The following is a 10,893-nucleotide window of genomic DNA, read 5'->3' as shown; positions in this document are numbered from 1 at the left end:
CGCCCGCCCCGCCGGCCGACCCGACGCCCGAGAACACTCCGGACTCCCGCGAGACGGCCAAGACGCCGACCCGGCAGCCGACCGCCACCGCCGCGCCACCCGCCGCCGAGGGCGAGGAGGACGGCCCCCTGTGGTCGGACGGCTCGGTGGACCCGCACAGCAACGACTTCTGGGCGCAGAGCAACCTGACCCTGCGGACCAGCGAGCAACTCACCGAGGTCACCGTGCAGTTGAAGGTGGCGCAGACCGGCGGGGTCAACAACGCCGGCGCCTGGCGTTCGCTGCCCGAGGACGACTTCACGCTGACGGTCGAGGAGAAGGACGGCTTCCTCGTCTACACCTGGGTGCTCAAGGAGGGCCGTACGGTCCGTGCGGGCGAGTGGGTGTTCGCCGGGCAGTACGACCATGAGCGCGGCGGCCGGGACGCCAAGGACGACCGCTACGCCATGACGGCCGAGGCGGGCGGCGAACGGCTGTCCGTGGCGGGCGACTTCGCGGCCCACGACGACGATTCCGCAGCCGACGGGGATTCGTAGAGAAAATCCGGAGGACCGGCAACCCATTCCGCACGCGTGGCGACCAGGAGACGCAAGGATCTCCCCTCCACGCAAGGAACGGTTCATGACAGCACAGACCGAACAGCGCGTCCGGCACCGCCGCAAGGTCACCAGGCGGCGGGCGTTGATCGCCGGAGTCTCCGCCCTCGGCATCACCGGCGCGGCCGTCGTCACCACCACGTCGTTACTGTCGTCGGCCAGTGCGGCCGCGGCCTGGCCGACGCCCACCGACAGCAAGCCGGTGTCGAAGACGATCCCGGTGTCGGGCACGTACGACGGCAAGATGGTGAAGTTCTACGGCACCGGCGACCTGGGCGGCGGCGGCCAGGAAGAGGGCCAGGACCCGATCTTCGAGCTGGCCGACGGCGCGGTCCTGAAGAACGTCGTCATCGGCACCCCGGCAGCGGACGGCGTCCACTGCAAGGGCTCGTGCACGCTCCAGAACGTGTGGTGGCTGGACGTCGGCGAGGACGCGGCGACGTTCAAGGGCAAGTCGTCGTCCGCCGTGTACACGGTGTACGGCGGCGGCGCGCGGAACGCCGACGACAAGGTGCTCCAGTTCAACGGCGCCGGGAAGCTGGTCGTGACCAAGTTCCAGGTGGAGAAGTTCGGCAAGCTGGTGCGCAGTTGCGGCAACTGCTCCACGCAGTACAAGCGGTCGATCATCATCAACGACGTGGACGTCACCGCGCCCGGCAACTCGATCGTCGGCGTCAACTCCAACTACGGTGACACGGCCGCGCTGCGCAAGATCCGCGTCCACGGCGACAGCGGCAAGAAGATCAAGACCTGCACCCGCTTCGAGGGCAACAGCAGCGGCAAGGAGCCGAAGGAACTCGGCACCGGCCCGGATGGAACCGCTTGCCGGTTCTCGGCATCTGACATCACGTACCAGTGATCCAACCCCCAGGGACCTGCTGATCTGAGCCCCCCTCGGTCAGCAGAACGGAATGCCCCGCCGGTGACGACCGGCGGGGCATTCCTTCTTGTTCCGAGGGTCAGTTCATCGTCGAGCCGACGGCCGTGGAGCCCGTCGTCAGGAAGGCCGTCGCGGGCAGCGAACCGTCCGCCTTGCGAGCCCCGTACGCCGTTGCCGCGTCCGTCGATCTGAAGGCCGGAGTCGGTACACCACGGTCCCAGTTGTTCGCCGCGTTCACCGTCGACGGCCCCACCTTGGCCAGCCCCTTGTCGTTGCCCACCGCGAGGTTCCGGGCCAGTCGTGCCTTGCCGGTGGCGAAGTAGAAACCGCTCTCGGCGTTGGCGTAGGCGGTGTTGCGGTTCAGGACGATCGCGCCGGTGTTGGAGTTCTCGGTGAAGCCGTGCAGCGTGTTGTCCCAGGCCGCGTTGTCGCCCACGACGTGGGCCACCGAGGCGCCCCCGCCGCCCAGCTTGAACCCGTTGCCGTTGCCCTCGAAGGACGGGTCGGACCAGCGGTTCTCGCCGTTGCCGAAGGCCCAGGTGTGTTCGATGGTGACGGGCGAGGAGAACTGCCACAGGTCGAGGCCGTCGTCCGAGTTGTTGTAGAGCCGTGCCCCGGTGATCCGGTTGCCCGTCCCGGAGCCGAACTTCACGGCGATGCCGTCGGCGTTCTGCCCGTGCCCGGCGGGGTCGTAGTTGCCATGGCTGTCGAGGTTCTGCACGAGGTTGTCGGTGGTGCCGTCGCCGCGCAGGGTGAAGCCGGAGTCGCCGTTGTCCGCGGTGACGAGGTTCTTGAAGACGCCGCCGACGGACGAGGTGGCGACGAAGCCCTGGGCCGGGGAGTTGACGAAGGTGAGGTTCCGGACGGTCCAGTAGTCGCCGTAGATGCCGGCCAGCCAGGACCCCGCGGGCAGCCTGGACCCGTCGATGCGCACCTTCTCGGTGCCGTACGCCTGGAGCGTGATCCGCGCCGAACTCGTGCCGTTCGCCGCGGACTTGAGGGTCGCCGACGGGGTGTACGTGCCGCCGCGGACCTGGATCGTCGTACCGGCGACCGCGTTCTTGACCGCCGCCTCCAGCTGTGCGGTGCCGGACACGGTGACCGTCGTCGAGGCGGCCTGGGCGCCGCCGTCGGAGAGGCCGAGGTAGACGCCGCCCGCTCCGGAGGCGACGGCGACGGCCGCGGCGATGGAGAGCGTACGGGTTCTGCGGTGCCGGCCGGTGCTCAGGCGCACGGGTGGTTCCCTTCCTGGGCCAATGGGGACGAAGCGGGCCGGAGGGGCCGCCCCGGCCCGCTTCTGCCATCCGGTCGCCGCCATGCCCGGGAAGGTTGCCGCGCCTCACCGAAAGCCAGCGAAACTTTCGTCGGCTCTCATCGCAGGCTCATCGATTGACGTGCTGTTTCCCACTGGTGAGACTCCCAAGGCGCACACCACCCAACAGGAACCCCCACACTCACACAGGAGTGACATGCGCCCACGAATCCTCCTAGTCGCCTGTCTCTCGCTGCTCGTCGCCCTCCTCACCGCCCCGCCCGGTACGGCGGGTACCGCGAACTCCGGAGCACCACCCGTGAAACACCCCAAGTACGCCGGCTATCTCTTCGCCTACTTCACCGGCGAGGGCACCGCCGACGGCGAGCAGATCCGCTACGCCCTCAGCCGCGGCAACGACGCGCTGCACTGGCGGGAGCTCAACGCCGGGAAGCCGGTCCTCACCTCCACCATCGGCGAGAAGGGCCTGCGCGACCCGTTCGTGATCCGCTCCCCCGAGGGCGACAAGTTCTACATGATCGCCACCGATCTGCGGATGTACCAGAACAGCAGCGGCAGCTGGGACCAGGTCCAGCGGCACGGCAGCAAGTCCATCATGGTCTGGGAGTCCACCGACCTGGTCCACTGGACCGACCAGCGCCTGGTGAAGGTCTCGCCCGACAACGCGGGCAACACCTGGGCGCCGGAGGCCTACTGGGACGCCGGCCTCGGCGAGTTCGTCGTCTTCTGGGCGTCGAAGCTGTACGCCGACGACGACCCCGACCACACCGGATCGACGTACAACAAGATGCTGTACGCGACCACGAAGGACTTCCGCACCTTCAGCGCGCCGAAGGTCTGGAACGACCCCGGCTACTCGGTCATCGACTCGACGGTCGTCGAGCACGAGGGCACGTACTACCGCTACACCAAGGACGAGCGGGACCCGGCCTCCTCCAGCCCCTGCGCGAAGTTCATCACCGGCGAGAAGTCGACATCGCTGACCTCGACGAAGTACGACTTCGTGGCCGACTGCATCGGCAGCGGCGCGATGGAGCGCGGTGAGGGGCCGACGGTGTTCAAGTCGAACACCGAGGACAAGTGGTACCTGTTCGTCGACGAGTACGGCGGCCGCGGCTACGTCCCGTTCGAGACCACCGACCTCGACTCGGGCAAGTGGACCCCCTCGCAGAACTACCAGCTGCCCGCGAGCCCCCGGCACGGCACGGTGATCCCGGTGACGCAGGCCGAGTACGACCGGCTGCTGGCCGCGTATCCGGCGAGCCCCGCCTCGGTCGTGGACGCGACGGCGAAGGACCAGAAGGGGTACGCGATCGTCACGGACGGCGCCGCGAAGGTCGTGCTGCCGATGCGGCCGGACGCCGACCTGTCCCGCCTCGCCCCGAAGCTGTGGCTCGGTGAGGGCGCCACGGTCAGCCCCCGCTCCGGCACCCGGCGCGACTTCCGCAAACCGCAGAAGTACACGGTGACCGGCGCGGACGGCACGAAACGGGTCTGGACGGTCGAGGCGGTGCGCACCAACAGCCCCACGCTGCCGGGCCTGAACGCCGACCCCGACGTGCACTACCTGAACGGCGAGTACTGGATCTACCCGACGACCGACGGCTTCCAGGGCTGGAGCGGGACCCGGTTCAAGGCGTACTCGTCGAAGGACCTGGTCCACTGGAAGGACCACGGCGTCATCCTGGACCTCGGTCCGGACGTGAGCTGGGCCGACAAGTACGCCTGGGCCCCGGCCATCGCCGAACGCGACGGCAAGTACTACTTCTACTTCTGCGCCGAACAGCAGATCGGCGTGGCGGTGGCTGACTCCCCGGCCGGCCCGTTCAAGGACGCTCTGGGCAGGCCGCTGGTCGCCAAGGGCGGTGCGCTCAAGGGCCAGATGATCGACCCTGCCGTCTTCACGGACGACGACGGGACGTCGTATCTGTACTGGGGCAACGGGCACGGGTACGTGGTCCCGCTGAACGACGACATGGTGTCGTACGACGCCTCCAAGGTTCGGGACATCACGCCGGACAACTTCCGCGAGGGCTCCTTCGTGATCAAGCGGAAGGGCACGTACTACTTCATGTGGTCCGAGGACGACACCCGGAGCGAGAACTACCACGTCGCCTACGCGACCGGACCGTCCCCGCTCGGCCCGTGGACCAAGAAGGGGACGATCCTGTCCAAGCGTCCCGAGTACGGCATCCTCGGCACCGGCCACCACTCGGTGGTGAACACCCCTGGCACCGACGACTGGTACGCCGTCTACCACCGGTTCGCCCTGAACGGCCCCGGGAAGCCGGGCGGCGACGGCATGCACCGGGAGACGACCGTCGACCGCCTGAGGTTCGCGGCCGACGGCACGATCGAACCGGTGGTGCCGACGCTGGAGGGCGTCAGGCCCGTGCGGCGCTAGCTCAGTCCATCGTCGCGCCGATGGTGGTGCTGCCCGTGGTCAGGAACGTGGTCGCGGGCAGCGTGCCGCTGGAGCTGCGGGCGTTGTACGTGCTCGACGCGTCGGTCGACCGGAAGGCCGGCGTCGATATCCCGGAGTCCCAGTTGTTGCCGGCCGAGACGACCGAGGAGCCCTTGTTGACCGCGCCGCCGCCGTTGCTCACGGCGAGGTTCTTGCCGAGGCGGGCCGCGCCCGTGGCGAAGTAGTAGCCCCACTTGGCGTTGGCGTAGGCGGTGGTGCGGTTGATGACGATCGCACCCTTGTTGCTGTTCTCGGTGAAGCCGTTGCCGGCGTTGTCCCAGGCGGCCGAGTTGTTGACGACGTGGGCCACGGTCTCGCCGTCGCCGCCCAGCTTGTAGCCGTTGCCGTCGCCCGCGAAGGCCGAGTCGGACCACCGGTTCTTGCCGTTGCCCATGGCCCAGGTGTGCTCGACGGTGACGGGCGAGGAGAAGGACCAGAAGTCCAGCCCGTCGTCGGAGTTGTTGTAGAGGCGGGCGCCGGTGATGAGATTCCCGGTGCCGGAGCCGAACTTGACGGCGATGCCGTCGGCGTTCTCGCCGTGGTTGGCGGCGTCGTAGTGGCCGTAGGAGTCGATGTTCCGGACGGTGTTGTTGACCGTGCCGTCGCCGGTCAGCGTGAAGCCCGAGTCGCCGCCGTTGATGGTCTTGATGTTGTTCCAGTTGGTGCCGGTGCAGGACTGGCAGACGACCGCGCTGTCCGGGGAGTTCTGGAAGGTGATGTTCGAGACGTTCCAGTAGTCGGCGGTCAGCTTGAGGATCCAGCCGCCGTCGGGCAGGTTCGAGCCGTCGATCTTCACGGTCTCCGAGCCGTACGCGGTGAGCGTGACCGGCGACGACGAGGTGCCGTTGGCCGTGGACTGGAGGGTGGCCGTCGGGTAGTAGGTGCCGCCGCGGACCTGGATGACGGTGCCGGGAGTGGCGTTCTTGACGGCGTTGGACAGGTCGGTCGAGGTGCTGACGACAACGGTCGCGGCCTGGGCCTGGGTGGGGAGGACGGCCAGGCCGGCGCCCAGGGTGAGGGCCGCCAGGGTGGCGAGAGCGGTACGACGAGACATGGAGAGCGGGTCCTTTCTCGTGCGGGTGGGGGGACTGCTCACAGGACGGTGTCGAGCCAGTCGACGACCTCGTCCTGCATGGGCGCGGTGAACACATGGCCGAGGTCAGGCCAGGTCGTCAGCCGCAGCCGCTCCTCGGCGCGGCGGGAACGCCAGACGGCGCGCAGCTTGTCGTGGGCCACGCGGACGCCGTCGGCGGGGAACAGCGGGTCGAGCCCGCCGTTGGAGAAGAGCATCGGCCTGGGTGCGGCGATGCTCGCCACGTCGGGGAAGTCGAGGAACCGGGGGAGCCCCGGGTGGAGCATGTAGTACGACGACTGCCCGCGCAGGGTGTTGTTGCCGGGCACCATCATTTCCTTCAGGCCCGTCATCCAGCAGGCACTCGCCGCGGCGGCGATGTCGTCGCTGAGCGCGGCGGTCTGCCAGGCGCGGTAGGCACCCATCGAGAACCCGAGGGCCGCGACGCGGCGCGCGTCCACGCGGTCGAGGCCTGCCAGGAAGCCGGTGGCACGGGTGTCCTCGCGGGCCATGAGCCCGGCCAGGGACGAGCCCAGGTTGAAGAAGTTGGAGGCCAGGGCCTGCTGCTGGTCGTAGGTGAGCGGGCCCCGGTCGCCCCAGCCGAGGGCGTCCAGGCACAGCACGACGTATCCGCGCCGGGCCAGCTCGTCGCCGACGAACCGGCCGCTGAAGTACTTCTCCGTCCATGCCTGTGCGGAGGCGAGCCGGGTGTCGTCGTACCAGGGCCGGACGAGTTTCTCCTTGCCGATGTCGAATCTGGCGCCGTGATCGTGCAGGAGCAGGACCGCCGGGAAGGGGCCAGGGCCGTGCGGGGTGAGCAGGGGTCCGCGGACGCGTTCGTAACGGGTGAGGGAGAGGGTCACCAGCTCCCTGGTGTAGCCGTCGCCCGCGGAGGGCTCGCCGAACTCCGGGGCGTACGGGGTGTGTTCGTCCCGGTCGACGATCAGCAGCTCCTCGACCTTGGCGCGGGCGGTGCGGCGCCAGGCGCGGAAGTCGCGGACCGGGGAGTGTCCCCAGGCGAGCGGGAAGGTCAGCTGGTCCTTGAGGGCGGGGTGGAAGTCGGGCAGCGGGCCGTCCACCACGGCCGCCTCCGCGCCGCTCGCCGCTCCCCCGGCCAACAGCTCCGCCGCCCCGGCCCCGACCACGAAGGCCCTGCGTCCCACCGCGTCATGGCCGCGCATACGGCCTCCCGGTGCCGGCGTGGCGCAGGACGTACGCCTCGACCGCGGCCGCGGACCTGAGGGGCCGGTGGTCGTAGACGTCGGCCGGGTCCCAGCCCACGTCGTCGGTCAGCCCGAGACCGGCGGCGACGGTGTTCAGTCGGGCCGGACGGCCGTTGGCCCAGGACCCGGTGTCGTGGAAGTGCTCGCCGCCGTAGGGGGCGACGGCCAGGCCCGGGTCGTATCGGAAGACGTTGCGCTCGGAGTAGAGGGCCGACTCGACGCCGACGCCCAGGGCGTAGAGGGGAGCCCGGCGCCGGGACACGTACACGTTGTTGACGACGTGCACCTGCCCGAAGCGGACCCGGGGCCCGCGCTGCACGATGTCGTCGAACAGGTTCCGGACGAACGTCACCTTCAGATGCCCGCGGTCGCGGTCACCGCGCCCGTCGCCGGAGCCGATGAGGATCGCCTTGTCGTGGTCGACGAAACGGCTGTCGGAGACGGTGACGAAGTCGGAGCCGTCCTCGATGTCCAGCAGCCCGTCGTGCCGTTGGACGTGCTCGCCGTGGAAGCCGAGGGGTGCCTCCCGGTCGGGGAAGCGGCCGTCGGTGAAGGTGCAGTGGTCGATCCACAGGTGCTTGCCGGTGATCACGGTCAGCGCGTCGAAGCGGGCGTTCCAGCTGCCCTGGGTGCCGTCGCCCGGCGACCAGGTGGTGAAGTGGTCGACGGGGGCTTCGAGGTGGAGGTTGCGGACGACGATGTTCGTGCCGGTGTTGACGGTCAGGAAGACGCCGAGCAGCCGTGCGTCGTCGCCCGCCCCCACGAGCGTGGTGTTGCTGGGCACGGTCAGCTGGATCTGGGCCTTCTCCCGGTTCGACCCGGTCTGCCGGAGCTGACGCTGCTGCTTGCAGTAGTCGTACCGGGTGTCGGACCACGATCCACCGTCCTCGCCGAAGCAGGACATGTACTTGCCGAGGTCGTATCCGGGTGCGTAGTCCTGCTCGCCGAGCAGCGAACCATCGTCCGCCTCATGCCCGTTGATGTCCCCGACGACCCGGATGACCTTGGGCGCGGTGGGATCGCCGCCGTTCGCCAGGGCCTCCTTGAGCTCGGCGCGCGTACGGACCGTCCAGGTCGTGCCGCCCGCGCCCCCGGTGGTGCCGGAGCCGGTGGCGGCCCAGCCGACGGGTTCCCGGGCGGGGGCCGCCGCCGCGGGGGTGGGCCAGAACAGGCCCACGCAGACGAGGAGAGCGGCGACCCTACGCATACGGCCGCCAGTCCCCGAGATACGCCTGCCTGGTATGCAACTCGGCTTCGGAGGCGGTGAGTTGAGGCCGGTTCTCCGGAACGGAGATCGCCGCGCCCGGCCCGCTGTTGCGGTACTCCGCGAACCGCATGGTCTGCCAGGGATACTGCTCCCGCATGTCGGTGTACGGCGCCACCGCGTCGATCCCCGGCCCGATCCGGGTGTCCCGCACGACGAGCGACGGCCAGGCAGTGGTCTCGTACGACGGCACCCAGGGCCGCGCCAGCTTGTACGCCCCGTCCTCGGCGCCGGAGGTGATGCGGGACCGGACGGCGAGGATGCCGTAGGGGTTGGCGCGGGCGGTGGAGGGGGCGAAGACCATGCCCTTGGGTGTGAAGTCCACGTCCCGCTGGAGCGTGTGGAAGTGGCAGTCGGCGAAGACGGCGGTCGCCCGGCCGAAGACCAAGTCGACGTCGCCCTCGATGTAGCAGCGGTGGAAGTACTGCCGGTCGAACGCGTCGAGGGCGGTCGTGTCGACGAAGAGGGTGTCCTGGTGGGCGAGGAGGCGGACGTTCTCGAAGTGGGTCCGGTCGCCGGTGAGGTACGCGGCGACGGCCTGGGTGCCCGTGATGTCCGGGTGGTCGGCGCGCAGCCAGTCGTTGGCCAGCGTCAGGTCGCGGACGGTGAGTCCGGGCGCCGCGGCGCTGAAGGTGGCGGAGCCCGCGGTGCCGTAGGTGCCCGAGCCGTCGGGCCTGGGGGTGCCGTTGGCGTTGTCGAAGACGATGACGGCCTCGCGCGGGTCGCGGGAGGCGCCACGCAGCGTCAACTCACGTGTGCTGGCGGGCACTTGGACGACCTCGCGATACGTTCCCGGGTGCACGACGATCGTCCAGCCGGGGCCGTCGACCGCGTCCACGGCCGCCTGGACGGAGTCGCCGGGGCGGACGTGGCGGACACGGCGGCCGCTCGCGAAGGCCGGGGTGGCGGCTCCCCCGATCAGGCTTTCCGCCGCGAGGCCTCCCGCCGCCCCCGCCATCCCCGCCAGCAGAGTGCGCCTGCGCATGTCAGCACGCTCCCTTCCACGGCTCCCAGTCGCCGAGGTAGGCCGCTCGGGTGGCGGACTCGGCCTGCCGACGGGTGAGTTGGGGCCGGTTCTCGGGGACGGTGATCGCGGCGCCGGGGCCGGTGTTGCGGTACTCGGCGAACCGCTGCTCCTGCCACGGGAAGCTGTCCGACATGTTGGTGTACGGCGCTGCCGCGTCGATGCCGGCGCCCAGGTGCGTCTCCCGGACGACGAGCGAGGGACGTGCGGTGGTGTCGGAGCTGGGCACCCAGGGCCGGGCCAGCTTGTAGTAGGCGTCCGGGGCCTCGCTGGTGACACGGCTCCTGGTCACCAGGTAGCCGAGCGGGTTGGCGCCCGCGGTGGACGGGGCGAAGACGAAGCCGTACGGGGCGCCGGCCAGGTCCGTGCGGGTCAGGGTGCGGAAGTGGCAGTGCTCGAACACGGAGGTGCCCCGGCCGAAGACGAAGTCGACGTCGCCCTCGACGTAGCAGTGCGCGAAGTACTGGCGGGCGAAGACGGTCAGGGCGGAGGAGTCCGCGTACAGGGTGTCCTGGTGGCCGAGGAAGCGGCAGTGGTGGAAGGCCGACCGGTCGCCCAGCACCTTGATGGCGACGGCCTGGGTGCCGGAGATGCCAGGGTGGTCCGCGCGCAGCCAGTCGTTGGCGAAGGTGATCCAGCGGGCGGTGAAGCCGTCGGGGCGGATCAGGGTGGTGGCCGAGCCGGTGGTGCCGTAGGTGCCGGAGCCGTCGGGTTTGGGGGTGCCGGCCGCGTTGTCGTAGACGATGACGACGTCACGAGGGTTCTCGCTCGCGCCGATCCAGGTCATCTCGGTGGCGGCGGCCGGGACGGCGACCGTCTCCCGGTAGACGCCGGGGGCGAGGACGAGCGTGTACCCGCTGCCGGTGACGGCGTTCACGGCGGCCTGGACGGTGGTGAAGTCGCCGCGCCCCCGGGCGTCGACGTAGAGCGTGGTCGGGGTGGGACGGGCGGCCGGGGAACCGAAGCGGCCGAAGGGCCGTCGGCCGTCGGCCAGGGCGGGGGCGGACGCGACCCCGAGTGCGGCGGCCGCGCCGGCTCCGGCGGCGAGGAACCCCCTTCTGGACAGGGGGAGTTGGCGGTGGGGCGAGGGCATGGGG

Annotated in this window: 8 protein-coding genes and 1 pseudogene; 3 read left to right on the top strand and 6 right to left on the bottom strand. The window is 70.1% G+C overall.

Features of this window, described 5'->3' with window-relative positions; all coding sequences use genetic code 11:
* A pseudogene (locus L0P92_RS36775) lies at nucleotides 1–536 on the top strand (hypothetical protein); the annotation flags it as partial.
* A gap of 85 nt (nucleotides 537–621) precedes the next feature.
* Nucleotides 622–1,455, top strand: coding sequence for a pectate lyase (locus L0P92_RS36770; RefSeq protein ID WP_234767407.1), 834 nt, complete (start codon nucleotides 622–624; stop codon nucleotides 1,453–1,455).
* 100 nt (nucleotides 1,456–1,555) lie between these two features.
* Here L0P92_RS36770 and L0P92_RS36765 read toward each other — a convergent pair whose 3' ends face one another.
* Entirely contained in the window at nucleotides 1,556–2,710 is a 1,155-nt protein-coding gene (locus L0P92_RS36765; RefSeq protein ID WP_234767406.1) for a right-handed parallel beta-helix repeat-containing protein, read from the bottom strand.
* A 235-nt stretch (nucleotides 2,711–2,945) separates the two neighbouring features.
* Between L0P92_RS36765 and L0P92_RS36760 the strand changes: the two genes are divergently transcribed.
* Complete coding sequence (locus L0P92_RS36760) at nucleotides 2,946–5,153, top strand: glycoside hydrolase family 43 protein (RefSeq protein ID WP_234767405.1); 2,208 nt, start codon at nucleotides 2,946–2,948, stop codon at nucleotides 5,151–5,153.
* Between the two features lies 1 nt (nucleotide 5,154).
* On the opposite strand, the gene L0P92_RS36755 is transcribed toward L0P92_RS36760, so the two are convergent.
* The 5 genes from L0P92_RS36755 to L0P92_RS36735 are packed head-to-tail and all read right to left on the bottom strand — an operon-like array spanning nucleotide 5,155 to nucleotide 10,889.
* Nucleotides 5,155–6,267 (bottom strand): right-handed parallel beta-helix repeat-containing protein, encoded by a 1,113-nt coding sequence (locus tag L0P92_RS36755; RefSeq protein ID WP_234767404.1) that lies wholly within the window; start codon nucleotides 6,265–6,267, stop codon nucleotides 5,155–5,157.
* 38 nt (nucleotides 6,268–6,305) lie between these two features.
* Complete coding sequence (locus L0P92_RS36750; RefSeq protein WP_234767403.1) at nucleotides 6,306–7,466, bottom strand: dienelactone hydrolase family protein; 1,161 nt, start codon at nucleotides 7,464–7,466, stop codon at nucleotides 6,306–6,308.
* Nucleotides 7,453–8,715, bottom strand: coding sequence for a pectate lyase family protein (locus L0P92_RS36745; protein ID WP_234767402.1), 1,263 nt, complete (start codon nucleotides 8,713–8,715; stop codon nucleotides 7,453–7,455). The genes L0P92_RS36750 and L0P92_RS36745 overlap by 14 nt, the downstream gene beginning before the upstream one ends.
* Nucleotides 8,708–9,757, bottom strand: coding sequence for a pectinesterase family protein (locus L0P92_RS36740; protein WP_234767401.1), 1,050 nt, complete (start codon nucleotides 9,755–9,757; stop codon nucleotides 8,708–8,710). The genes L0P92_RS36745 and L0P92_RS36740 overlap by 8 nt, the downstream gene beginning before the upstream one ends.
* 1 nt (nucleotide 9,758) lies before the next feature.
* Complete coding sequence (locus tag L0P92_RS36735) at nucleotides 9,759–10,889, bottom strand: pectinesterase family protein (protein WP_234767408.1); 1,131 nt, start codon at nucleotides 10,887–10,889, stop codon at nucleotides 9,759–9,761.
* Between the last annotated feature and the right edge of the window lie 4 nt (nucleotides 10,890–10,893).

The organism is Streptomyces muensis (genome assembly GCF_021474425.1).
Classification (GTDB): Bacteria; Actinomycetota; Actinomycetes; order Streptomycetales; family Streptomycetaceae; genus Streptomyces; species Streptomyces muensis.
Note: the sequence above shows the minus strand (reverse complement) of the source record. Positions and strands in the feature narration are given on the sequence as shown.

What these genes read in the sequence shown, in the direction of transcription:
- L0P92_RS36770 (WP_234767407.1), top strand. Translation starts at nt 622, where the DNA reads ATGACAGCACAGACCGAACAGCGCGTCCGGCACCGCCGCAAGGTCACC.
- L0P92_RS36760 (WP_234767405.1), top strand. Translation starts at nt 2,946, where the DNA reads ATGCGCCCACGAATCCTCCTAGTCGCCTGTCTCTCGCTGCTCGTCGCC.
- L0P92_RS36755 (WP_234767404.1), bottom strand. Translation starts at nt 6,267, where the DNA reads ATGTCTCGTCGTACCGCTCTCGCCACCCTGGCGGCCCTCACCCTGGGC.
- L0P92_RS36750 (WP_234767403.1), bottom strand. Translation starts at nt 7,466, where the DNA reads ATGCGCGGCCATGACGCGGTGGGACGCAGGGCCTTCGTGGTCGGGGCC.
- L0P92_RS36745 (WP_234767402.1), bottom strand. Translation starts at nt 8,715, where the DNA reads ATGCGTAGGGTCGCCGCTCTCCTCGTCTGCGTGGGCCTGTTCTGGCCC.
- L0P92_RS36740 (WP_234767401.1), bottom strand. Translation starts at nt 9,757, where the DNA reads ATGCGCAGGCGCACTCTGCTGGCGGGGATGGCGGGGGCGGCGGGAGGC.
- L0P92_RS36735 (WP_234767408.1), bottom strand. Translation starts at nt 10,889, where the DNA reads ATGCCCTCGCCCCACCGCCAACTCCCCCTGTCCAGAAGGGGGTTCCTC.